Source organism: Streptomyces sp. NPDC005805, from assembly GCF_040630445.1.
Lineage (GTDB): Bacteria > Actinomycetota > Actinomycetes > Streptomycetales > Streptomycetaceae > Streptomyces.
Window position 1 is genome coordinate 1 of record NZ_JBEXXN010000012.1, and the last position, 22,219, is coordinate 22,219.

Annotated in this window: 18 protein-coding genes, 4 pseudogenes and 3 CRISPR repeat arrays; of the genes and pseudogenes, 12 read left to right on the forward strand and 10 right to left on the reverse strand. The window is 72.9% G+C overall.

Annotated elements, in window-relative coordinates; translation table 11 throughout:
* Window positions 1-180 (forward strand): annotated as a pseudogene (locus tag ABZ457_RS09270) (transposase); the annotation flags it as partial.
* Between the two features lie 96 nt (window positions 181-276).
* A CRISPR array of direct repeats spans window positions 277-853; the repeat unit is 29 nt; unit sequence GGGAACACCCCCGCACGCGCGGGGAGCAG.
* Window positions 854-1,041: 188 nt separating this feature from the next.
* On the opposite strand, the gene ABZ457_RS09275 reads toward ABZ457_RS09270, so the two are convergent.
* Entirely contained in the window at window positions 1,042-1,677 is a 636-nt protein-coding gene (locus tag ABZ457_RS09275; RefSeq protein ID WP_359155624.1) for an exonuclease, read from the reverse strand.
* Window positions 1,678-1,828: 151 nt separating this feature from the next.
* On the opposite strand from ABZ457_RS09275, the gene ABZ457_RS09280 reads away from it, so the two are divergent.
* The 3 genes from ABZ457_RS09280 to gcvH all read left to right on the forward strand — a co-directional run bounded on the left by ABZ457_RS09280 (window position 1,829) and on the right by gcvH (window position 3,612).
* Window positions 1,829-2,290 carry a MarR family transcriptional regulator gene (locus tag ABZ457_RS09280; protein WP_359155626.1) on the forward strand — a complete coding sequence of 154 codons (462 nt, stop codon included), beginning with the start codon at window positions 1,829-1,831 and terminating at the stop codon, window positions 2,288-2,290.
* Between the two features lie 110 nt (window positions 2,291-2,400).
* Window positions 2,401-2,997 carry a GNAT family N-acetyltransferase gene (locus tag ABZ457_RS09285; protein WP_359155628.1) on the forward strand — a complete coding sequence of 199 codons (597 nt, stop codon included), beginning with the start codon at window positions 2,401-2,403 and terminating at the stop codon, window positions 2,995-2,997.
* A gap of 231 nt (window positions 2,998-3,228) precedes the next feature.
* Complete coding sequence (gene gcvH / locus ABZ457_RS09290; RefSeq protein ID WP_359155631.1) at window positions 3,229-3,612, forward strand: glycine cleavage system protein GcvH; 384 nt, start codon at window positions 3,229-3,231, stop codon at window positions 3,610-3,612.
* 69 nt (window positions 3,613-3,681) lie between these two features.
* Window positions 3,682-4,322: direct repeats of the CRISPR family, unit length 29 nt; unit sequence GGGAACAACCCCGCACGCGCGGGGAGCAG.
* Window positions 4,323-4,517: 195 nt separating this feature from the next.
* Here gcvH and ABZ457_RS09295 read toward each other — a convergent pair.
* The 9 genes and pseudogenes from ABZ457_RS09295 to ABZ457_RS09335 form a co-directional block, all read right to left on the reverse strand.
* Window positions 4,518-5,696, reverse strand: a complete 1,179-nt coding sequence (locus tag ABZ457_RS09295) for a methyltransferase domain-containing protein (protein ID WP_359155633.1) — start codon at window positions 5,694-5,696, stop codon at window positions 4,518-4,520.
* Between the two features lie 282 nt (window positions 5,697-5,978).
* Window positions 5,979-6,245 carry a hypothetical protein gene (locus ABZ457_RS09300; protein ID WP_359155635.1) on the reverse strand — a complete coding sequence of 89 codons (267 nt, stop codon included), beginning with the start codon at window positions 6,243-6,245 and terminating at the stop codon, window positions 5,979-5,981.
* Window positions 6,242-6,649 carry a DUF6415 family natural product biosynthesis protein gene (locus ABZ457_RS09305; RefSeq protein ID WP_359155637.1) on the reverse strand — a complete coding sequence of 136 codons (408 nt, stop codon included), beginning with the start codon at window positions 6,647-6,649 and terminating at the stop codon, window positions 6,242-6,244. The genes ABZ457_RS09300 and ABZ457_RS09305 overlap by 4 nt, the downstream gene beginning before the upstream one ends.
* A 162-nt stretch (window positions 6,650-6,811) precedes the next feature.
* Entirely contained in the window at window positions 6,812-7,996 is a 1,185-nt protein-coding gene (locus ABZ457_RS09310) for a helix-turn-helix transcriptional regulator (RefSeq protein WP_359155639.1), read from the reverse strand.
* Between the two features lie 185 nt (window positions 7,997-8,181).
* Window positions 8,182-9,093: pseudogene (locus ABZ457_RS09315) on the reverse strand (IS5 family transposase).
* A 951-nt stretch (window positions 9,094-10,044) separates the two neighbouring features.
* Entirely contained in the window at window positions 10,045-10,560 is a 516-nt protein-coding gene (locus ABZ457_RS09320) for a hypothetical protein (RefSeq protein ID WP_359155641.1), read from the reverse strand.
* Between the two features lie 218 nt (window positions 10,561-10,778).
* Window positions 10,779-11,112: direct repeats of the CRISPR family, unit length 29 nt; unit sequence GGGAACACCCCCGCACGCGCGGGGAGCAG.
* Between the two features lie 328 nt (window positions 11,113-11,440).
* Window positions 11,441-11,545 (reverse strand): annotated as a pseudogene (locus ABZ457_RS09325) (erythromycin esterase family protein); the annotation flags it as partial.
* A gap of 273 nt (window positions 11,546-11,818) precedes the next feature.
* The gene (locus tag ABZ457_RS09330; RefSeq protein ID WP_359155643.1) at window positions 11,819-12,118 is read right to left on the reverse strand and encodes a nuclear transport factor 2 family protein; all 300 of its coding nucleotides are present in this window, start codon (window positions 12,116-12,118) and stop codon (window positions 11,819-11,821) included.
* Window positions 12,119-12,176: 58 nt separating this feature from the next.
* Window positions 12,177-12,311: a hypothetical protein gene (locus tag ABZ457_RS09335; protein ID WP_359155645.1), complete on the reverse strand. Its 135-nt coding sequence runs from the start codon at window positions 12,309-12,311 to the stop codon at window positions 12,177-12,179.
* Between the two features lie 181 nt (window positions 12,312-12,492).
* On the opposite strand from ABZ457_RS09335, the gene cas3 reads away from it, so the two are divergent.
* The 8 genes and pseudogenes from cas3 to cas2e all read left to right on the forward strand — a co-directional run.
* Entirely contained in the window at window positions 12,493-15,474 is a 2,982-nt protein-coding gene (cas3, locus tag ABZ457_RS09340; RefSeq protein ID WP_359155647.1) for a CRISPR-associated helicase Cas3', read from the forward strand.
* A complete protein-coding gene (gene casA, locus ABZ457_RS09345; RefSeq protein WP_359155649.1) occupies window positions 15,467-17,209 on the forward strand; it encodes a type I-E CRISPR-associated protein Cse1/CasA in 1,743 nt (580 codons plus the stop codon). Before cas3 ends, casA begins: the two co-directional genes overlap by 8 nt.
* Window positions 17,206-17,994, forward strand: coding sequence for a type I-E CRISPR-associated protein Cse2/CasB (casB, locus tag ABZ457_RS09350; protein WP_359155651.1), 789 nt, complete (start codon window positions 17,206-17,208; stop codon window positions 17,992-17,994). The genes casA and casB overlap by 4 nt, the downstream gene beginning before the upstream one ends.
* Complete coding sequence (cas7e, locus tag ABZ457_RS09355; RefSeq protein ID WP_359155653.1) at window positions 17,991-19,208, forward strand: type I-E CRISPR-associated protein Cas7/Cse4/CasC; 1,218 nt, start codon at window positions 17,991-17,993, stop codon at window positions 19,206-19,208. The genes casB and cas7e overlap by 4 nt, the downstream gene beginning before the upstream one ends.
* Window positions 19,205-19,927 (forward strand): type I-E CRISPR-associated protein Cas5/CasD, encoded by a 723-nt coding sequence (gene cas5e, locus ABZ457_RS09360; protein WP_359155655.1) that lies wholly within the window; start codon window positions 19,205-19,207, stop codon window positions 19,925-19,927. Before cas7e ends, cas5e begins: the two co-directional genes overlap by 4 nt.
* Window positions 19,927-20,724, forward strand: a complete 798-nt coding sequence (gene cas6e, locus ABZ457_RS09365; protein ID WP_359155657.1) for a type I-E CRISPR-associated protein Cas6/Cse3/CasE — start codon at window positions 19,927-19,929, stop codon at window positions 20,722-20,724. Before cas5e ends, cas6e begins: the two co-directional genes overlap by 1 nt.
* Window positions 20,721-21,701 carry a type I-E CRISPR-associated endonuclease Cas1e gene (gene cas1e, locus ABZ457_RS09370; protein WP_359155659.1) on the forward strand — a complete coding sequence of 327 codons (981 nt, stop codon included), beginning with the start codon at window positions 20,721-20,723 and terminating at the stop codon, window positions 21,699-21,701. Before cas6e ends, cas1e begins: the two co-directional genes overlap by 4 nt.
* Window positions 21,698-21,973, forward strand: a pseudogene (cas2e, locus tag ABZ457_RS09375) (type I-E CRISPR-associated endoribonuclease Cas2e); the annotation flags it as partial. The gene cas1e and the pseudogene cas2e, both read left to right, overlap by 4 nt.
* Window positions 21,974-22,219 lie beyond the last annotated feature (246 nt).

The following is a 22,219-nucleotide window of genomic DNA, read 5'->3' on the forward strand; positions in this document are numbered from 1 at the left end:
GACCTGACCGCGTTCGCGGACTTCCCTGATCGGCACTGGAAGAAGATCCAGTCGACCAACCCGCTGGAGCGGATCAACCGCGAGATCAAACGCCGGACCGACGTCGTGCAGATCTTCCCCAACCCCGACGCCCTCGAACGACTCACCACCGCCGTGCTCATCGAGATGCACGACGAGTGGATCGCTTTCCCCCGCCGCTACCTCCCCGAAGGCAGCATGGACAAGATCTACCCCAACAACGATCAGATCGGTCCGGCTACACCACCACAGGGGACATGACCCACCCCCGCACGCGCGGGGAGCAGGCGGCCCCCACCACGATCGCCCCCCACGCCCAGGGAACACCCCCGCACGCGCGGGGAGCAGGCGAGCTGCCGGTGGCCGTACCGATCCCAGTCGGGAACACCCCGCACGCGCGGGGAGCAGTGCCGGATCAGTGTCATCCCTGCCAGGATCGGGGGAACACCCCCGCACGCGCGGGGAGCAGCCTGGGCATGTCCGGTTTCACCGACGCGGGCCGGGAACACCCCCGCACGCGCGGGGAGCAGCGGGTCGTGGATGCCGAGTTCGTCGGCGGCGCGGGAACACCCCCGCACGCGCGGGGAGCAGGGGTGCCCGATCGGTGTGTCGTCGGGGGTGGCGGGAACACCCCCGCACGCGCGGGGAGCAGGCGAGCCGGTCTGGGGCCTGCCAGTTGTCCGGGGGAACACCCCCGCACGCGCGGGGAGCAGGAGGTGCTGGAGGCCGGGTGCGGCTCCGGTGCGGGAACACCCCCGCACGCGCGGGGAGCAGCCGGACTTCTTTCCGACGGCGTCACCGATCTGGGGAACACCCCCGCACGCGCGGGGAGCAGTCTGCCCGACCTGCGGCTTTACCGCAGGGAGGTCGCGATTTCGTCCACTATTGAAGACTCCGTCATTCCCGTCATAGTGGACATCAATCCCGATGCTTCCCTTCCCGGCCGCCGTCGCCCAGAGTACCCCGCAGCCCGCCCCCACCCGCTCCCGTGACGCACGACGCGGTGGTGACCCTGCCCAGCCCTCAGCCGGACTCCACCGCACCCCACCGCATCAGGTTCGCGAACAACTCCGCCTGCTCGACCGCGTCGTCCAGCGCGTGGTGCGTGTGCCGGCGACCCGGCAGCAGTGCCGCCGGCATCGACCGCTTGGACACCGACCGCAGCGGCACGCCCGCCTTCGTCGCGTACAGGGTCTTCATGTCGAGGCACCCCGAGTGCCCGAACGGGCTGTCACCCGTGAAGCGGATCAGGTACCAGTACAGGAACATCCAGTCGTACGCGGCCGGATACCCGCACATCACAGGCTGCGCCCCGTGCGCCCGCGCCACACCCCGCACCCACGCCGTGAACTCGCCCATCGCCACGCCCGGTTCCGCCCCCTCCCGCCCCAACCGCGCCCGGTCCAGGCCGCTCACGGCGCGCGCCTCGGGCACGTACGCGTCCGCGATCGGCCGCAACTCCCGGTAGAAGGTGTCGCGGGCCGGGTCCGCGACCGGCGTGAACCCGTCCCCGTCCTGCCGCCCCGCGACAGCCGCCCCGAAGCTGAGCATCGAGTACGGCCCCGGGATGGGCCCGTCCGCCTCCACGTCGACGGAGATGTAGACGCTGGTCTTGGGCTTCGGCTTGGACGCGCGCCTGGGCTCCGCAGTGGCTGACATGCGCCGAGCATGTCAGCCCGCAGCGCACCCCCGCACGGCCATTTCGGCGGCCACGAGGGCCACCCGCCACCCTTGACCTCAAGCAGACTTGAGGATCTACGTTCACCGTGTCCGGCGTCGACAGGCAATCGACAGACAGGGGAGCGTGACCATGACCATCAAGGAGTACCCGCGCGAGCGCGTGGCCGCCCAGCCCGTCGGAGCGTGGACGGGCCAGGCGTACCGCCGCGTCGTCGGCGCCCTCCGCGCCGAGCTGGCGCTGGAGGGCCTCACCCAGCCCCACTGGTGGACCCTCAACCACGTCGCCGGCGCCCCCGCGACCTGGACGCGCGCCACGCTCGTCGAACGGCTCACCCCCTACGAGGACCTGGGCATCGACTTCGACACCGTCTTCGACGACCTGGTCTCCCGAGGCTGGCTGACCGAGGACGCGTCGGCCGCCATGACCCTGAGCGCGGCGGGCGAAGCGGGCCGCCTCCGCGCCCGGGAGCGCAACCTGCGGGTGCACGAGCGCACCCACGAGGGCGTCGACCCCGCCGACTACATCACCACGATCAACGTCCTGCGCCGGATGGTCGCCAACCTCGGCGGCGACGGCGACCTCGCCGAATAGGCCGGTCTCCGGACAGAGCGGCAGGCCCGCACCCGCCCGCCCGGACCTGCCGGGCACCCCCTCCGCACCCCGCCGCACCGCCCAAGATCATCACGGGCAGAATGGCCCGTATGCCGATAGCGAACGCGCCCAAAACGGTGACGATCGACGACGCCCCGCTGGTCAGCCGCGTCCTGGCCCGCGCCTTCGAGGACGACCCGATGATGCGCTGGTTCTTCCCCGACGACGCCTCACGCCGACCGGCGATGGAACGGTACTTCGCCACCATCCTCACGCGGCAGTACGTCCATCACGGCGTGTGCGAACGCACCGACGCGGCGGCCGCGTTCTGGGTGGCACCGGAGGCACAGGCCAAGGCCGTCCCCGACGCGGAGACCATCGGGGAACTGCGGAGCATCCTGGGCGAACGCGCCGAACTCTTCGGCGAACTGGTCGAGTTGGCGGCGACCCACGCACCCCGTGACCCGCACTGGTCCCTCGCGGTCATCGGCGCGGACCCGGCCGCCCAGGGGCAGGGCCAGGGCGCGGCACTGCTCCGCTCGGGCCTCGCCCGGGCGGACGCGGCGCGGCAGCCCGTCTACCTGGAGTCCTCCAGGCCGTCCAACATCCCCGTCTACGAGCACTTCGGCTTCACGGTCCGCGAGGAACTGCGCCTGCCGGGGGAGGGGCCGGTGCTGTGGTCCATGTGGCGTGAGCCGCGCGAATAGAACACGGATTGACCCGTCCGGCGGCGCGCACCGGCGAGATACGGGCAATCTCGCGCCGGGGCGGACGCGGTCGGCGATGGGGGTCGCGGGCCGCGCCGAGGACGCCCCGCCGGGACGTTACCCGGCGGGCCACCCACCCCGACCTGGCGGATTCCGTTCGAACGGGCGCCCCGCGTCCTCATCCTGGTCGCGTCGATCGCAACGATCGGCACGACCGAGCGAGGGAAGACCATGGCGAACGTCCCGGATGAACTCAGGTACACGGACTCCCACGAATGGGCCCGACTGGAGCCCGACGGCACCGTGACCGTGGGACTCACCGACCACGCGCAACTCTCCCTCGGTGACCTGGTGTTCGTGGAACCGGGCAACGTGGGGAAGAAGCACTCCGCCGGTGACCCGGTCGGCACGGTCGAGTCCGTGAAGGCGGCCTCGGACTTCTACGCCCCGGTGGGCGGCGAGGTCGTCGCGGTCAACGAGGAGGTCTCGGAATCCCCGGAGCTGATCAACGAGGAACCCTACTCGTCCTGGATCTTCAAGCTCCGCCCCACCGACCCGGCCGAACTCGACAAGCTCCTGAACGCGGCGGTGTATCGCACGGCGATCGAGGAGTAGCGGCTCCCGCCGTGAGACCGGGCCGGGCCATGCGTCCGGGCCCGGCCCGGTCGCGAGGGGGCGGCGATCAGGAACATCCCTGCGCACGCGGGGAACAGGGAGGGAGCATCCCGGACTCGACGTCCCAGTAGGGAACAACCCCGCACGCGCGGGGAGCAGCCCACCGCCCTGTACACGGCCCTCCAGGACTGGGGAACAACCCCGCACGCGCGGGGAGCAGATGGGCGCCGGATTCCTGATGCCTCGCTCGGTGGGAACAACCCCGCACGCGCGGGGAGCAGACGGTCGGCGTGATCTTCCCACCGCCGCCGTAGGGAACAACCCCGCACGCGCGGGGAGCAGCGGGCGCGGGGCCCGGTCGAGAACGGCGCGGGCGGGAACAACCCCGCACGCGCGGGGAGCAGTCCAGCGTGATCGAGGAGAAGACGTTCCACGGGGGAACAACCCCGCACGCGCGGGGAGCAGCGCCGCGGCCTCCCCGAGGAACGCCTCACAACGGGAACAACCCCGCACGCGCGGGGAGCAGGCCCGCCACGTGAACTGCTTCGTCTTCTTCCCGGGAACAACCCCGCACGCGCGGGGAGCAGTTCCGCCACGACGACCTGATCGCCGTCGACCTGGGAACAACCCCGCACGCGCGGGGAGCAGGAATGCGCCCGCTGTCAGGGCACCGCAGGCCCGGGGAACAACCCCGCACGCGCGGGGAGCAGACTCCGTGACCTGCGGCTTCACCGCACAGGTGCTGCGATTTCCCCCACTATCGAAGAATCCGGCAATTGCCACATCACGCCCCCAGCCACCTTCGCCCACGCCCCCTCCACTCTCCGCAGCGTACGCCCCGCCGCGCCCCGCCCACCCCGCAACGGAGCGCTGCCCGGTATCAGCGCTCGGCCGGTCGGCGCTGCTCAGCGCTCCCAGGACGCCGACGGGTCGTCCAGCCAAGCCCGTTGGCCCTCCGTTGCCGACACCGTCAGGCCGAAGCGGTCGTAGCCCGGCCGCCCCTGCGACTCCCACCACTCCAGTGCCTCGCGCACCTCGTCCCACAGGCGGCGTGGGCCCGACTGCCAGACGTCCGCGTGCTCGTGGCCGTCGCGGAGCATCACGCACGCCCAGGAACGGTGGCCGTGGTTCTCGTCCAGGCCGTAGAACCACACCGGCCGCGCGCCGTCCCGTTTCGCCGCCGGCTGGTGGCACATGGCCCGCACCCGGAGCCCGATCGCGAACAGGAGCGGCGCGAACGGCCCGTCACCCAGCAGGCGTTGCTCCGAGACCTCCGCAGACGAGCGCTCGGCGCCGCCGACCCCGTCCGGGACGTACGCCCCGTGCCCCGCGAACGAGGTGCGCTGGGCGCGCAGCTTCATGAACTGGACCGGGCCCGTGAACCGACCCGTCGCGCTCAGTCCGTCGTCCGCCACCACCAGCCGCACCAGCGCGTCGTGATGCCCGAAGTGCGTGCCCCACGGGGCCAGGAGCACACCGCCCGGGCGGGTCTGCCTCAGCCACGCCACCGGGATGTCGCGGACACCGGCCGTCGCCACGATCCGGTCGTACGGCGCGCCGTCCGCCCACCCCAGGACGCCGTCACCCGTGACAACCCGCACCGGCAGCCCGAATGCCTCCAGGGACGTCCGCGCCCGCTCCGCCACCCGCGCGTCGACCTCGACGGTGACGACGCGGTCGGCGCCGAGCCGGTGCGCGAGCAGTGCGGCGTTCCAGCCGGTGCCGCTGCCGATCTCCAGGACGCGGTGCCCGGGGCGGGCGTCCAACTCGTCCAGCATGCGCAGCACCACGGACGGCATGGACGCCGAGGAGGTCGGCGCGGTGCCGGGCTCCCGCGCGTCCCCAGCCCCGTCGTCCCACTGCGTCACGATTGGGCAGTCGGCCTCCATATACCCCTGCCACATAGCGGGTTCCACCACACGGTCGACCGCGATAGTGGTGCCGGACTCCATGTCGTGCGGCCATATGACGTCCGGCAGGAACGGTCCGCGCGGAACGGCCCGGTACGCGTCGGCCCACTCCGGCACCGAGACCGGGTCGACCCCGGCGGGGGAGCGGCCCAGGCCGGGCCGCTCCCCACCCATGTGCGCGGCACACACGTCAGATCGCCCTCGGCCCACCGTCGGGCGACGGCGGAACGGGCGGCCCCGGCCAGGGCTGACCGGGCAGGCTGTCACCACCGTCCCCGCCGCCCCCGTTGCCGGCCGTCGCCATGTGGGACCCATCCATGTGGTGCGTACTCATGCTGTCTCCTCGGAACTGCTCGATGTGTCGTGACGTGGGCGGACGTTCCGGTCGGTCACCTCGGCCCGCCCGTGCGACCCTTGCCCCGCTGCGGTCGCCATGGGGTGGTGTGCGGCGGTCCCTCATTGAGGGACGCCCCAGGCGCGGGCCCAGCGCTCGGGGTCGTAACCGCCGATGACGGGCTCGCGGTGCCGGTCCGCGCACGCGCGGTGCGCCGTGACGGGGAAGCCGGGACCGGAACCGGCGTCCTCCACGTCCAGCAGGACGTCCGGGGCCGGCTCCGGACAGAACAGGCAGACGCCGAACCGCCGCGTGACCGTCCGGGCGGCCACGCCGTCGCCGCCCCCGCCGTCCTCGGCACCCTCGCCGTCCGCGACCGACGCGGTCACCGAATCCCCGTCGTGATCGGCGGGTTCAGCGTCTCGTAGTGGTCGCAGAGCGCCTGCACCGAGCGTGCCACCCGGCACGCGTGCCGGAGCGCCGCGTCCGGACCGAAGCCGGGAGCGGTGTGCAGCCGGCGCCACGCCTCGTCGACGCCGACCTGCGCGACGCGCGCGGGCGGGTCGTCCGCAGGGCGCGCCCGGATCAGCGCGCGCACCTCCGGGACGAGGAGCCGTACGTACCCGTGCAGGGTGTCCGTCAGCCGCTCCAGGTCCTCCCGCGACGGCGGCGCCCCGCCGAGCGCGAGCACCCGCCGCGCGGCGTCCCGCATACCGGCGACCCCGGCGGGCGGCGATCCCGGTTCAGGGGCCGCCGGGCCGGGCGGCGGGGGCCCGGTCGTATCGTTCTGCATGTCGACGCTCCTCGTAAGCGTGGGCCATGCCCCCGGGCCGTTGGCGCGGTCGCGGGGGCTGCACCGTCGGGTCCTCACCGGCGGCCACGCCATCGTCGCCCCGTGCAAAGGCCCTGACTATCAGGAGCTGTTGATAGTCAGGGCCAACGCTTCGCTCGGGCGTCAGGCTCCGAGCCAGTTGCCGAACGACAGGAAACTGTCGGGCAGTCGACGCTTCGCAGCCTCCAGTCCGGCGTACGTCTCCCGTACGGTCTGGTGGTAACGGGCTTGTTGAGGGGCCGCCTTGCGGGAACGCAGGAGGTTCGCGAACGCGTTGTCCAGGTCTCCGGTCCACATCTGGGCGCGTGCCACCTCCGCGTAGTGGTGCGACCGCCGCGAGGCCGGCCAGTCGCCCGGAATCCGCAGCCCCTGGTCCGCGCGGGCAGCCTCGTCGTACCGGTCCAGTTCGGCGAGAACGCTGACCCGGTGGACGCGGACGTTGGTCGGGCCGAACGAGAGCCAGTGGACGTCGACCGCCTCGCCCGTCGACTCGGCGATGCGTTCTGCCTCGGCGAGGTGGTCATCCGCCCGCATGTGGTCCTGGGCGCGGGCAGCCATCACGGCCGCGCCCAGGTGGAGTTGTCCGGTGACGACATCCCGGACACGTCCGTCGTCCGCTTGGCCGAGCGTGCCGAGACCGAGGGAGACGAGGCGTTCGCCGGTGCGGAACTGACCGCTTCGCAGGTAGGTCAGCGCCCGCATGTAGCGGTACATACCGCCGACCACGGCGTCCGACGCACGCTGCGCTGCCCATTCCATCCGGGAGAGCGCGATCGTCGCGAGATCCGGGAAGCCGAGCTTCGCGGCGATGTCATAGGCCGTCCGGTAGGTGCTGGCGAGCAGGAGCCAGCCCTCGGTGGAGTCGGCGGTGTGGGCCGCGGTGGTGGTCTCCAGGACGAGGCCTGGGAGCGGCCCTGCGGCCTGCTTGATCTCACCGGCGCGTACCGCCCTGAGAAGCGCCTCCGCGTCTGCCTTGAGGAGAAGGAGCGCGCGGGGCTGGATCTCGGGGTCGGCGCCGAGGTCGTACACGTCGAGCGATTCGCGGATGGGCCGTATCAGCACATCGAGTTCGTCCGTGCGCAGTTCCGTGACGTAGGGCTGTCCGGTGACGGTGGAGACGTCCACGCGCAGGGCACGCGCGATGCAGGCGATCAGGTAGGGGGAGGCGGCGATGACACCCTGTTCGGTCTTGGTCAGGGTGCTGTACGACACGCCGGACAGGTCGGCGAGCGCGCGCTGGGTGAGATGCCGCTCAAGCCGAAGCCTCTTGATGCGCGCACCGGTGCGGTCGTGCGGGAGAGCATGCATGCGGGGCTCCGTCTCTCCCCGCGCGGGCGGGGAGCAGGTGGCAGGCGAACCGGGGACGGGACTCGTGGGAAGCACCCCCGCGCGGGCGGGGAGTGCTGAACTACCGGACCAGGGTACCCAGCGCGTACCGGGCGCCCCCGGCCGCGCGAAAAGTGGACCGGCCCGTTCTTCGGCCGCGCGGGAGCCTAGGGCTTGTCTGACAAATGATCACGAACTGGTTTCTCGGAGCCAGAGGATCAGCGAGGCCGAAACGGCTCCGGCACGGTAGCGGTCGGCGAGCTTGTCGAATCTGGTCGCGATCGCGCGGAACTGCTTGAGGCGTGCGAAGCATCGTTCGACCACGTTGCGCTCGCGGTAGACCTCCTCGTCGAAGGCGGGCGGCCGGCCGCCGAGGCGCCCTCGGCGCCGGCGGTTGGCCGCTTGGTCGCGGCGCTCGGGGATCGTGACGGCGATGCCGCGGCGCCGCAGCAGGTGCCGGATCGCCCGGCTGGAGTAGGCCTTGTCGCCCAGGATTCGGGTCGGTGTCCTGCGCGGGCGGCCGGTGCCGGCTCTCGGAACGCGGATCCCGTCGAGGACCTGGCCGAAGGCGGTGGCGTCGTTGACATTGCCGGACGTGAGCACGATGGACAGGGGCAGGCCCCGGCCATCGACGGCGAGGTGGACCTTGGTGGTCAGCCCGCCTCGGGACCGGCCGAGTGCTTGGTGCGTCTGCGAGCGGCCCGGATCTTCCACTTCGTCCCCGTCCGCGGCCCCTTTTTACGGGCGCCGGCGGCGTGCTGATGGGCACGGTTGACCGTGGAGTCGACGGCGACGGTCCACTCGACCCGGCCCGCCGCGTCGTCGCAGACCTGGACGTGTTCCAGCAGCTTCGCCCAGGTCCCATCCGCTTCCCAGCGGGCGAACCGCTCGTAGACGGTCTGCCAAGGTCCGTACCGCTCCGGCAGGTCGCGCCACGGAGCCCCGGTCCGCAGCCGCCACAGCACCCCGTTGACCACCTGTCGGTGATCACGCCACGGACGGCCACGTCCATCCACTCGCGGCAACAGGGGTTCTATTCGGTCCCACGCCGCTTCCGTCAACTCGCCTCGACCTGCCACAAGATCAATGATCAGAGTGCTTGTGCTCGGACTCTTGCGCTGGGTCCGTCATGAAACGGCTCAGCCGGTAGGTGGTCGGCACCGCCAGGCGTCCGCACAGCGTGTCGATCCGGATCATCGACCCGTCGACTCCTGCTTCCCGAAGACGGCGTAACTTCGTACGCATCTCCGCCCGGTCCGGAGTCTCAACGACCACTTCCCACTGTCCCGCGTCCGGCGCGGTGCGAGCAGCAAGCCGCTGCCGCGCGTCCTCTTGCCGCCGCCTTCTTTTCCCCTGTCCTGGCACCTGCCCAGAATCACTGACTGGCGTCAGGACGACAAGGCAATTGGACCAAGCACGCACCCTCTCGGTGATCATTTGTCAGACAAGCCCTAGGGAGATGGCCCCGCAGGTGCGGGGCTGACTGTTCGGAGATTGCATGTCCGCCGCCCCGGGAACACCCCCGCACGTGCGGGGAGCAGGCCGCGATGATCCTCGCGCGGCGGCTGGAGCAAGGAACACCCCGCACGCGCGGGGAGCAGTCTTTCTGACCCGCGGCCTTATCGAGTGAGTGGCGTAATTCTGTCCACTACTGCGGAGTCGGCCAAAGGCCGCAAAAGGGGGCGCGCCCTTCGCGTGGCGTGTCCAGTTTGGTCATCGTTCAGTGTAGGCCCGCCGCATACGACTTGCGGGTGACGCCGAGCGCCCCCTGCCTCGCTGTCGCGTGCGGAGAAACCCTGACGAGGGGGGTAGGCCTCTGCCCGGAAGCCGCGTCGGTCCGGGAAGGATCGGCAAGCGCGGCGGTCGGAGGCCGGTCGTCGGCAATGAAGGCGCACCGGGCCGGACCGGCGCCCGCGCCTCTTGACGCTTCACATCCTGGCTGCTTGTCGACATCTTCCGCGACGCCCCCGGGAGTCCCGCCGGGGCAGCGGCCCGGGCGGGTTCTCCGGCTCGGTAGGTGCGAGTTGGCGTCAGGCCCGTCCCCTCCCTACCGCGATCAGGTCGTCGCCATCGGCGTCGTCGTACCACAGGACCGTGACGAAAGTTCCCTCGGGAAGGTTCAGATCGACGGTCCGGACATCGATCTCCTTTGGAGTACCGGGGGCTTTGTACATGTCGGTTGACCTCAGAGAGCCGTCGATCGTGTACTCCACCCTGACGTAGAGCGCGTCGCCGTCGTTCTTCGTGTCGTAGATCCAGAGCTTCTCACCCTGGGGGTGGAACTCGACCTTGCCCACGATGTTGGAGGGTTTGCCCACCGTCCCCATGATCTTGACGGCCGTGCCGCCCACGTCCTTCTGGAAGTACGTGCCGTCGATCAGATCGCCATACGTGCACGGGCAGTTGTCCGTGACCTGTCGGGTGATGTACGTCGTCGGGTTGGGGCTGTACGCCTGGGCCGGGGCCGCAGCGACAGCCGTGAACAGCACTCCGGCGGCGATCGCTGTCGCGGACGTGAGCGCGGTCGCCCTGTTTCGGATGCGCATGCTGGTGCCCTCCGTCGTGAATTCGATGTCGTCGGCGGGACCATGACATGGCGGAGGGCTGTTCGGCGCGGGGCCGGGGCTAGTGGCGCGGATCGTCAACACCTGGCGGCTTCCTGTCGCGAATCGTCAAGGCCCGTCGACACCCCGGTCCGCTGAACGGTCTCGGTCCCCTTCCGGCGGGAGCGCGAAATCGGCGTCGACGGGGGCGAACTCTCACGCGGAGCACCCCCGCACGCGAGGGGAGCAGGCACGTGAGGGCTTGCTCACCAAGGACGACCCGGGAACATCCCCATACGCGCGGGGAGCAGCCCAAGTTCGAAGGCGACTTCGACCCCGCCCGGGGAACACCCCCACACGCGCGGGGAGCAGCACCTCGTCGCCCAGTCCCTCGCCAAGACCCAGGGAACACCCCCGCACGCGCGGGGAGCAGAGGGTGTGCCGGGCGGGGTGGATACGGCGGCCGGGAACACCCCCGCACGCGCGGGGAGCAGCAGTGTCCGGTCCATTCGGGGTGTGCGTCCGGGGGAACACCCCCGCACGCGCGGGGAGCAGGCTGCGTGACCTGTGGCTTTATCGCGCGGGTACCGCGATTTCGCGCACTTTCGCGTAATCCGGCAAACTGCTCATTCCTCCCCCTCGCGTACGCAGCCCCATCGGCAGACCGTCCCCCGCAGCCTACGGCCCGATCCAGCCCCTCTCCACTCAAAGTCGAACGCGTAACCAAGCACTCCGGCCACCACGCGCGGCACCACCCGCCACCCGCCACCCTCTCCCCTCCTCCCTCCACGCCCCCGCCGGTTGGAGCCCATGAAGCGGACCGGAGCCCGGGCCGGTCCCGGTTGTGGGCGCGCATCCGGTGGACGAGGCGCAGGATCTCCGTCTGCCAGAAGGGACGTGCCCCCGCCGGCAGCCGCCTCGGGTCGCCCGCGCCGGTACGGACGTACGCGTCGAGTCCGACCCTCGCCGGGGCGTCGCCCTCCAACATCACCCATCACCGCACGGAAGCCCTGTTCCCCGACGAGCAGCCGCGCGACCCGGGACGAGAGGACGCCCAACTCCCGGGCCTGGCGGGCCGAGGAGCCGACGGCCGCCACGGCCCGCGCCGCGGGCACGCCCGGCCGGCGGGAGCAGATCGGTGAGGGGCCCATCGACGTCGAGTGCGCGGACAGGGCGGACAGGGCGGGCACGGCGGGCGCGGCGGGCGATCCGGTGGGTCACCGCCTCGGTCGTGGCGCGGGCCATGGCGGACCCCTCCCGGTCAGGCGAGCACCGGGGGTCGCCCGGTGGTCCACTCGACCTCGATGGTCATCCGGCTGATCCGCCGGCCCGCCGCGGTGCGCCGCAGCTCGGCCTCGTACGTGCCGGCCACCACGAACTCCGGATCGGCGTCCTGACCGTGCCCCCACCGCGTGGACTCGTGGTGGATGTGCGTCATCAGCGCGTTCCACCGGACCGTCGCCCGGTCCGGCCCGTCGACGGCGGCGCCCCGCACCGCCGTGGCGAGGTGCCGGGTACGGGCGTACCGCTCCAGGGCCACCCGGGCGTCCGCGCCGGTCACCTCCGGCCGATCACCTCCGCGCCGATCACCTCCGCGCCCTCCGACACCCCCAGCGGCGTCACCGTCCGCGCGTCCTCGGTGAAGAAGCGGCGGGGGCCCGGTCGTCGGTGAAGGGGCGCTCGTCCAGGGCCCGGAAGAAGTCGTCGACGAGCAGTGCGATCTCGGTGTGGTCCGTCAGGGAAAAGGACGTCATGACCACAGCGTTCAACCTGAAGCGTGGTTGAGGTCAAGCGCCCACCGCGGAGTCCGGGCAAACCGATCAAATTAAGCCTCGGCGCCGCCCCACGGGGCGTGTAGGAACAAATCAGCCGCAGATCGCACCCGATCACGAAATTCCGCCCACCGGAGCCCCGCCCGCCCGGTATCCATCTCCCATGAGCACAGGGGGAGTCACCCACCCCGTCCTCCACCGCCGGCTGTCGGCGGCCGCGCGGACGGTGTGGGCCAAGCACGACAACGACCGGGCCAAGGGCGCGGACCGGTGGATGCCGCTCTGGCGGCACATGGCGGACAGCGCCGCCGTCGCCGGGAAGCTGTGGGACGAGTGGCTGCCGCGCGGCGTCCGGCGGCTGATCGCCGACGCGCTGCCCGGCGGCGAACCCGACGCCCGCGCGCTCGTCGTCTGGCTCGCCGGGGTCCACGACATCGGCAAGGCCACACCCGCGTTCGCCTCCCAGCTCGACGGCGTCTGCGACCTCCCGGACCGGATGCGTGACGAGGGACTGGCCATGCGCTCCGCGAAGGCGATGGGCCCGGACCGGCGGCTCGCGCCGCACGGACTGGCCGGGCAGGTGCTGCTCGGCCAGTGGCTGACGGAGCGGCACGGCTGGGCGCCCCGGCAGACCGGGCAGTTCACCGTCGCCGTCGGCGGCCACCACGGCGTGCCGCCCGAGCCCGGCCAGATCACCGCACTGTACGCCCACGAGGAACTGCTCCGCACACCCGGTCCCAGCCGGGACCTCTGGCAGCGGGTGCAGCACGAACTGCTGGACGCCTGCGCCGACGCGTACGGCGTCACCGCCCGGCTCGGCGGCGACACATGGCGCGGGGCCAGGCTCCCGCAGCCCGTACAGGTCCTCCTGACCTCGCTCGTCATCGTCTCCGACTGGATCGCCAGCAACCCCGACCTGTTCCCCCTCTTCCCCGAGGACACCCCGCGCGGCGACGAGGAACGCCTCGCCGCCGCGTGGCACGGGCTCGACCTGCCCCCGGCCTGGCGCGCCGGCGAACCGGCCGCCGACGCACAGGAGTTGTTCACCTCCCGCTTCGGACTCCCGCCCGGCGCCAAGGTCCGGCCCGTCCAGGAGGCCGCCCTCGCCCTGGCGCGGGAGACGGCGGCGCCCGGACTGATGGTGATCGAGGCGCCGATGGGGGAGGGGAAGACGGAGGCCGCGCTCGCCGTCGCCGAGGTGTTCGCCGCGCGGTCCGGTGCGGGCGGAGTGTTCTTCGCGCTGCCCACCATGGCCACCGGCAACGCCATGTTCCCCCGCCTGCGCCGCTGGCTGGAGCACCTGCCGGCCCGCGACGGCGACCGGCATTCGATCCAGCTGGCCCACTCCAAGGCCGCCCTCAACGAGGAGTTCACCGGGCTGATGGCGGACGCGAGCAGCGTCGTCGCCGTCGACCTGGACGCGCCCCGCCCGGCGAGACCCCGCCGGCATGCCGAGGGCCCCGGGCACGCGGGCGCCGAACTCGTCGCCCACGCGTGGCTGCGCGGCCGGAAGAAGGCCATGCTCGCCTCCTTCGTCGCCGGGACCATCGACCAGCTCCTCTTCGCCGGGCTCAAGAGCAGGCATCTGGCGCTGCGTCACCTCGCCGTCGCCGGAAAGGTCGTCGTCATCGACGAGGCGCACGCCTACGACGCCTATATGAACGTCTACCTCGACCGGGTGCTGTCCTGGCTGGGCGCGTACCGCGTCCCGGTCGTCGTGCTGTCCGCCACGCTTCCCGCCGCCCGCCGCCGCGAACTGCTCGCCGCGTACGCCGGCGGTACGGGCCCGGCCTACGACGCGGTCGCGCGGGAGGGCGCCTACCCGCTGCTGACCGCCGTCGCCCCGGGAGGCGAACCCGTCGTCCGCCGCCCCGCGGTCTCCGGCCGGGCCGCCGACGTGGTCGTGGAACGCCTCTCCGACGACCTGCACGTCCTCGCCGACCGGCTCACCACCGAACTCGCCGACGGCGGCTGCGCGCTCGTCGTCCGCAACACCGTGCAGCGCGTCCTGGACACGGCCCGCGTCCTGCGGGACCGCTTCGGCGACGCGGACGTCACCGTCGCGCACGCCCGCTTCGTCGACCTCGACCGGGCCGCCAAGGACGACGCCCTGCTGCGCCTGTTCGGCCCGCCGGAGAAGACGGACGAGCGGCCCGCGGGCCGGCACATCGTGGTCGCGAGCCAGGTCGCCGAGCAGTCCCTCGACGTCGACTTCGACCTGCTCGTCACCGACCTGTGCCCCGTCGACCTCCTCCTCCAGCGCATGGGCCGCCTCCACCGCCACCCGCGCGGCGGCGCGGAGCAGATGGACCGGCCCCAGCGGCTGCGCACCCCGCGCTGCCTCGTCACCGGTGTCGAGAACGTCAGGGAGGACGAGGGCGCCGGGGGCCGGGGCGCGGCCGAGGTGCCCGTGCCCGTGCGCGGTTCCAGGACCGTGTACGGCGCGTACGCGCTGCTGCGGTCCGCAGCCGTCCTGCTCCCGCACCTCGACGGCGGCCCGGACCGGCCCGTCCGGCTCCCCGCGGACATCAGTCCGCTCGTGCAGGCCGCCTACGGGGACGGGCCGGTCGGCCCGGACCACTGGGCGGCCGCGCTGGACGAGGCGCGCGCCGCGCACGAGGAGCACCGGGCCCGCCAGGAGGACGGGGCCTCGGCCTTCCGGCTCGGCGAGGTCGGACGTCCCGGGCGGCCCCTGTTCGGCTGGGTCGCCGCCGGGGTCGGGGACGCCGACGACACCCGCACCGGCCGCGCCCAGGTCCGCGACAGCCGGGAGGGCCTGGAGGTCGTCGTCGTGCAGCGCCGGGCCGACGGGAGCCTCGCCACCCTGCCGTGGCTGCCGGCGGACCGCAGGGGCGGACGGCGCGCCGGGCTCGAACTCCCGCAGGACGCACGGCCCGTGCCCCTCGCCGCGCGGACCGCCGCGAGCTGCGGACTGCGGCTCCCGGTCCAGTTCTCGTTCGCGGAGACCGCCGACGCCGCCCTCGCGGAACTGGAGGAGCTGTATGTGCCGGCGTGGCAGGGCAAGGACAGCCCTTGGCTCTCCGACCAGCTCGTTCTCGCGCTCGACGAGGACTGTCAGACCCGGCTGGCAGGATTTTCTCTGAGGTACAGCCCGTCCGACGGTCTGGAGGTGACCCATGGCTGAACCCACCACGACCCGTGCCCACGGCATGCCGTCCTTCGACCTGACCGAGCGGCCGTGGATAGGCGTCCTCGGGCTGGACGGCGGGCAGCACGAGCTGTCGCTCCGTGAGGTGTTCGCGCGGGCAGGGGAGTTACGGAGGATCACGGCCGAGCTGCCGACGGTCGAGTTCGCCCTGGTGCGCCTGCTGCTGGCCGTCGCCCATGACGCGCTCGACGGGCCGGAGGACGCCGAGGGGTGGGGCGAGCTCTGGGCGGCCGCACAGGCGGAGGAAGACTGCTTCGCGCCTGTCGGGGAGTATCTCGACCGGCACCGCGAGCGGTTCGACCTCCTGCACCCCGGGACGCCGTTCTTCCAGACCCCCGGTCTGCGCACCGCGAAGGACGAGGTCTTCTCGCTCAACCGCATCGTGGCCGATGTGCCCAACGGCGAGCCGTTCCTCAGTGCCCGTATGCCCACCGTCGACCGGCTCACCTTCGCCGAGGCCGCCCGCTGGGTCGTCCACGCCCACGCCTATGACACCTCCGGCATCAAGTCCGGTGCGGTCGGGGACGACCGGATGAAGAACGGCAAGGTGTATCCCCTGGGCACCGGCTGGGCGGGCGGGCTCGGCGGCGTCTTCGTCGAGGGCCGCGACCTGCGCGAGACGCTGCTGCTCAACCTCGTCGCCGCCGACACCCCCGAGGTGCGGATCGACGAGGACGACGCCCCGGCCTGGCGTCGGCTCCCGAGCGGGCCCGGCGGCGCGGAACGCGTCCCGACCGGCGTCCGCGACCTCTACACCTGGCAGTCGCGGCGCGTGCGGCTCCACTTCGACGCGGACGGCGTCCACGGCGTCGTCCTCGGCTACGGCGACCCGCTCCGCGCGCGCAACCGGCACGGGCGGGAGCCCATGACGGCCTGGCGGCGCAGCGAGCCGCAGGAGAAGAAGCTCCGCGAGAAGCCCGTCTATCTGCCGCGCGACCACGACCCCGCCCGCGCGGCCTGGCGCGGCATCGGCTCCCTCGTCGCCGGGCGGGCGGCGCCCCCGCAGGGGGCGGAACCACCGAGCCGTCTGCGGCCCGGCATCCTGGAGTGGGTCGCCCGACTGGTCACCGACGGGGACCTGACGCCGGACCACCCGATCCGCGCGCGGATCGTCGGAGCCGCGTACGGCACCCAGCAGTCCGTGATCGACGAGATCGTCGACGACCACCTCGGCATGAAGGTGGTCCTGCTGCACAAGCGGCACCGCTCCTACGCCGACGCGGCCGTCCACGCCGCCGAGGACGCGGAGACGGCCGTCCGCGCCCTGGGCGACCTGGCCACGGACCTGGCGCGGGCGGCGGGCTCGGAGGGCGACTCGTCCCGCTCGGCCGCCCGCAGCGCCGGGTTCGACGCCCTCGAAGGGCGCTACCGCGCATGGCTGCTGGAACTCGCGGACGCGGCCGACCCCGCCGGGGCGCGCCTCGCCTGGCAGCAGGAGGCGCACCGCGCCCTCCTCCGCCTCGGCGGCGCCCTCGTCGCGAACGCGGGCGACGCCGCCTGGGAGGGCCGACAGGTCACCGACAAGAAGGCGGCGTACTGGCTCGACGCGAGCCTCGCCGAACGCTGGTTCCGCATCCGGTTGTTCAAGCTCCTGGGCGACCCGTACGGGGCGGACTCCTCACCCGCCTCGGACGACCCGCAGGCCGCGCGGACCCCGGACGCCCCGCACACCGACCGTCCCACGACCGACCCGACGAAGGTGGACGCATGACCGCCCCGCCGCCCGCCACCACGGCCACGACCGCACCCGACACCACGGCTCCACCGGCGGCCGCGTCGGCCGTGACACCGCCCACCGTCCGCGCCCGGGTCGCGGTACTCGCCGTCGCGCACATCACCCCCTGGCAGGAGGGCTATCTGCGCGACCGCCCCAGGGCCGTGGCCGCCCTCGCCCGGCTTCGCCGGGGAGCCGGACGGGACGCGGGGGAGGTGCCCGATCTGTGGAATCTGATCGACACCGCGCCCCTGCACCTCGCGCCGGAGGGCGAACGGCCCCTCGGTGAGCGGGAACTGACGCACGCAGAGAACGCCCTGCACACCACCCTCACCCTCTGGGCGCTGCACCAGCAGTCGTCCCGCGCCGTGCGCATGCACCAGACGCACCGCCGCGACCGGCCGCGCGGCCTCGGCGCGGCCGTGCACCGGCTCATGCCCGCGGACGGCATCGACGAGGCGGTCCGCAAACGCCTCGTCCGCGCCGGGACCGCACCGGACCTCACCGCACTCGCGCAGCGGCTCCGCGACCTCGTCGTCCTGCTGCGCCGCGCCGACCTCCCGCTCGACTACGGGCTGCTCGCCGGTCAGCTCTACACCTGGCAGTGGCCCGACGGGCCGGCCGCGGTCCGCCGCGAATGGGGCCGGTCCTTCCACGCCTGGCAGGACCGCTCCGACCGCCGGCACACCACCGGGGACGCCCTCGCCGGAGCCCCCGGTACAGCCGCCATCGCCACCGACGCCCACCCGGACACGGACACCGACAAGGACGCCGCCTCGTGAACCGCATCTTCCTGGACGTGCACGCCCTCCAGACCGTCCCGCCCAGCAACCTCAACCGGGACGACACCGGCGCGCCCAAGACCGCCGTGTACGGCGGAGTGCCGCGCGCCCGGGTCTCCAGCCAGGCGTGGAAGCGCGCCACCCGTACGTACTTCCACGAGGAGCACCTGCTCGACCCGAGCGAGCTGGGCGTGCGGACCAAGAAGGTCGTCGAGGTCCTCGCCGCACGGATCACCGAGCTCGACGCCGCCCCCGCCGGGGAGACGGCGATCCGGCTCGCCGACGAGACCGTGAAGGCCACCGGCCTCAAGACCGAGGTCCCCAAGCGCAAGGCCGACAAGGCGGCGAACGCGCCGGACGCCGCCACCCAGGACGGCGGTCCCGGGCCGGCGCCCGAGGCCAAGTACCTCGTCTTCCTCAGCGCCCGCCAGCTCGACGGCCTGGCCAGGATCGCGGTCGACGGCGCCGCCGACATCACCGCCCACCTCAAGGCCAAGGAGACCAAGGAGAAGGTCCGGGAGATCGCGGACAGCCGCCACTCCGTCGACATCGCCCTCTTCGGCCGGATGGTCGCCGACGCCGCCGACATCAACGTCGACGCCGCCGTGCAGGTCGCCCACGCCATCGGCGTCCACCGCGTGGAGAACGAGTCCGACTACTACACCGCCGTCGACGACGAGAACACCGACGAGGAGACCGGCGCCGGAATGATCGGCACCGTCGACTTCAACTCGGCGACCCTGTACCGCTACGCGGCCGTCGGGGTGCACCAGCTCGCCGCCACCCTCGGCCAGGGCCTGCGCGACGACGAGCCGCGCACCGACCCGGTCCGCCGCGCCGTGGAGGCGTTCGTCCACGGCTTCGTCGCCTCCCTGCCCACCGGAAAGATCAACACCTTCGGGCACCACACCCTCCCCGACGCCGTCGTCGTCAAGCTGCGCACCACCCGGCCCATCAGCTTCGTCGCCGCCTTCGAGGACCCCGTCCGGGGCGACGCCGGCGGCCATGTACGCGAGGCGTCGGACCGGCTCGCCGCGTACGTCCCCGACATCGAACGGGCCTACGGCGACGAGGAGTCCACCCTCACCTGGGTGCTGCGCGTCGGCCCGAACACCCTCAAGCTCGCCGACCTCGGCACCGAGGCCGAGAACCTGGGCACCCTGGTCTCCGCCGTCGGCAAGGCCGTCGCGGAACTCCTGGAGAAGCCCGCATGAGCGTGCTCGCCCTCCGGCTTGCCGGCCCCCTGCAGTCCTGGGGAGCCGCCTCCCGGTTCGTCCGTCGCACCACCGAGTCCGCGCCCACCAAGAGCGGAGTCGTCGGCCTCCTGGCTGCCGCGGCCGGCATCGAACGCGGCGACGACACCCGTCTCGCCCCGCTCGCCGCACTGCGGTTCGGTGTCCGGATCGACCAGCCCGGCACCCGCATCCGGGATTTCCACACCGCGCACCACGCCGTCACCGGCAAGTCCATGCCCCTCACCGAGCGCTTCTACCTCGCCGACGCCGTCTTCGTCGCGGCCGTGGAAGGCGACCACGAACTGCTCGCCGGGCTGCGGGCCGCCGTGCGGGCACCCGTGTACCCGCCGTTCCTCGGGCGGCGCTCCTGCCCGCCGTCCGCTCCGCTGGACCTCGGCCTCCACCAGGACCGCTCACTGGGAGACGTCCTCGCCGAGGTGCCCTGGCAGGCGTCGGCCTGGTACCGCAGGCAGCGCCGCCACGATCCGCCCGCCGGACTTCCCGTCCTCCGCGAGGCGACGGGCGCGGGCGAGACCGCGGACGCCGACACGCTCCGCGACCAGCCGCTCAGCTTCGCCGCCGAGCACCGCCGCCACGCACTGCGCACCGTCGTCACCACCCGCGTACCGGTCCCCGTTCCGTCCGGAGCGCCCGTATGGCACGACCCCCTCGCCGCCCTGGAGGAGGAGAACGTCTGATGTTCCTCACCCGCTTCCGTGTGAACACGGCCCGCCCCGGCGCCCGACGCCTCCTCTCCTCACCGCAGGCGCTGCACGCGGCCGTGATGGCCGCCTTCCCCGACCTGCTGCCGTCGGAGCCCACCGCCCCCGACGGGCCGCGCGTCCTCTGGCGGCTCGACCACCAGGGGCGCGCCGAGGTCCTGCTGTACATCGTCGGCCCCGGCCGGCCCGATCTGACCCACCTCGTCGAACAGGCGGGCTGGCCCGCCGCCGCGGCCGCCGATCCGGCGCGCCCCGGCTGGCAGACCAGGCCCTACGCACCGTTCCTGGACCGGCTGGCCGCCGGCGACCGCTGGGCGTTCCGGCTCACCGCCAACCCGGTCCACACCATCCGCCGCACCCCGGACGAACCGCGCAAGATCACCGCCCATGTCACCGCCGTCCACCAGATCCGCTGGCTCCTCCAGCGGCAGGAGCGCTGCGGCTTCCGGGTCCTGGAGAAGCCCGCGGACCAGCGCCTCCTGCCGGGCGGCCGGACCTACCACGGCAAGGACGAACACCACGGCGACCGCTACGAGGTCACCGTCGGGGGCGGGCGCGACCTGTCGTTCGCCAAGACCCGCGACACGAACGGGCGCCGGCGGGGAGCACCGGTGACCCTGGTGACCGCCACCTACGACGGCAGGCTGGAGGTCACCGACCCGGACGCCCTGCGCCGCACCCTCACCCAGGGGGTCGGGCGGGCCCGGGCATACGGCTGCGGGCTGATCACCCTCGCTCCGATGCCCGCCGCCGCACCGGCCCGCGCCTCATGACCACGGTCTCCCGGCGCGGCGCACTCACCCCGCGCCAGCTGACCCGCGTCGGGGAGCGGCTGTCGTTCGTCTACCTGGAGCGCTGCACGGTGCACCGGGACGCCAACGCCATCACGGCCGAGGACGCCGAGGGCGTCACACACATCCCGTCGGCCACCATCGGCACCTTTCTCCTCGGCCCCGGCACCCGCGTCACCCACCAGGCGATGAGCGTGCTCGGCGAGACCGGCGCCTCCGTGTGCTGGGTCGGCGAGCGGGGCGTGCGCTACTACGCGGCGGGCCGGGCGCTCACCCGCTCCTCCGCCCTGATGGAGGCACAGGCGCGGCAGTGGGCCAACGCGCGCAACCGCCTCGCCGTGGCACGCGAGATGTACCGGCTGCGCTTCCCGGACGAGGACCCGGCCGGCCTGACCCGCCATGAACTCCTCGGCCGGGAGGGCAGACGCGTCAAGGAGTGCTACCGCGCACAGGCGACCCGTACCGGCGTCCCCTGGCGGGGGCGCCGGTACGTGCCCGGCGACTTCACCAGCGGTGACGCGCCCAACCAGGCCGTCACCGCGGCCGCCCAGTGCATGTACGGCGTCGCGCACGCCGTCGTGGCCTCCCTCGGCCTCAGCCCGGCCCTCGGCTTCGTGCACTCCGGGCACGAGTTGTCGTTCGTCCTCGACATCGCCGACCTCTACAAGACCGGGCTCGGCATCCCGGTCGCGTTCGACGTGGCGGCCGAGGGGGACGAGGACATCGGCCCACGGACCCGGCGGGCCCTGCGGGACCGCATCAACGAGACCGCGCTACTGGACCGTTGCGTTGACGACATCAAGCGGCTGCTGCTGCCCGGCACGGCCGGCTCGGAGCACGCCGCGGAACCGGAGACGGACCTCGTCACGCTCCAGACCGACGGCGGGCAGGTCGTCGCCTCCGGGGTCAACCACGACGGGCCGGACGGCGAGCGGGCCTGGGACGAGGTGAGCTGGTGACCGTCATCGTCCTCACCAACTGCCCGGCCGGGCTGCGGGGCTTCCTCACACGCTGGCTGCTGGAGATCTCCGCGGGCGTCTTCATCGGGAACCCGTCGGCCCGCATCCGTGACGTGCTGTGGGACGAGGTCCGCCAGTACGCGGGCCAGGGCCGCGCGCTCCTCGCCCACACCACCGACAACGAGCAGGGGTTCACCTTCCGGACCCATGACCACGCGTGGCACCCGGTGGACCACGAGGGGGTGACCCTGATCCACCGCCCGAGCCCGCACCGGAACCCCGGCCGCGTCGTGGACCCGGGCCGCGTCGTGAACCCGGGCCGCGTCGTGGACCCCGGCCGTAACGCCGATCCGGACGGTGACCGGGGCCCGGACGCGCCCCCGGCGGACGCCTCCGCCCCCACCGGCCCGCCGCGCGGTTGGAGCCGCGCCGCGAAACGCCGCCGCTTCGGGCAGCGCTGAGGAGGGTGGAGCAGAGTGCGGGGCGGGCCGTTGTCAGTGCCCCGTGGCATCCTCCGC

Excerpts from the sequence above, each read along its gene's own strand:
- ABZ457_RS09275 (WP_359155624.1), bottom strand. The coding sequence starts at position 1,677 with ATGTCAGCCACTGCGGAGCCCAGGCGCGCGTCCAAGCCGAAGCCCAAG.
- ABZ457_RS09280 (WP_359155626.1), top strand. The coding sequence starts at position 1,829 with ATGACCATCAAGGAGTACCCGCGCGAGCGCGTGGCCGCCCAGCCCGTC.
- ABZ457_RS09285 (WP_359155628.1), top strand. The coding sequence starts at position 2,401 with ATGCCGATAGCGAACGCGCCCAAAACGGTGACGATCGACGACGCCCCG.
- gcvH (WP_359155631.1), top strand. The coding sequence starts at position 3,229 with ATGGCGAACGTCCCGGATGAACTCAGGTACACGGACTCCCACGAATGG.
- ABZ457_RS09295 (WP_359155633.1), bottom strand. The coding sequence starts at position 5,696 with ATGGGTGGGGAGCGGCCCGGCCTGGGCCGCTCCCCCGCCGGGGTCGAC.
- ABZ457_RS09305 (WP_359155637.1), bottom strand. The coding sequence starts at position 6,649 with ATGCAGAACGATACGACCGGGCCCCCGCCGCCCGGCCCGGCGGCCCCT.
- ABZ457_RS09310 (WP_359155639.1), bottom strand. The coding sequence starts at position 7,996 with ATGCATGCTCTCCCGCACGACCGCACCGGTGCGCGCATCAAGAGGCTT.
- ABZ457_RS09320 (WP_359155641.1), bottom strand. The coding sequence starts at position 10,560 with ATGCGCATCCGAAACAGGGCGACCGCGCTCACGTCCGCGACAGCGATC.
- ABZ457_RS09335 (WP_359155645.1), bottom strand. The coding sequence starts at position 12,311 with ATGACGTCCTTTTCCCTGACGGACCACACCGAGATCGCACTGCTCGTC.
- cas3 (WP_359155647.1), top strand. The coding sequence starts at position 12,493 with ATGAGCACAGGGGGAGTCACCCACCCCGTCCTCCACCGCCGGCTGTCG.
- casA (WP_359155649.1), top strand. The coding sequence starts at position 15,467 with ATGGCTGAACCCACCACGACCCGTGCCCACGGCATGCCGTCCTTCGAC.
- casB (WP_359155651.1), top strand. The coding sequence starts at position 17,206 with ATGACCGCCCCGCCGCCCGCCACCACGGCCACGACCGCACCCGACACC.
- cas5e (WP_359155655.1), top strand. The coding sequence starts at position 19,205 with ATGAGCGTGCTCGCCCTCCGGCTTGCCGGCCCCCTGCAGTCCTGGGGA.
- cas6e (WP_359155657.1), top strand. The coding sequence starts at position 19,927 with ATGTTCCTCACCCGCTTCCGTGTGAACACGGCCCGCCCCGGCGCCCGA.
- cas1e (WP_359155659.1), top strand. The coding sequence starts at position 20,721 with ATGACCACGGTCTCCCGGCGCGGCGCACTCACCCCGCGCCAGCTGACC.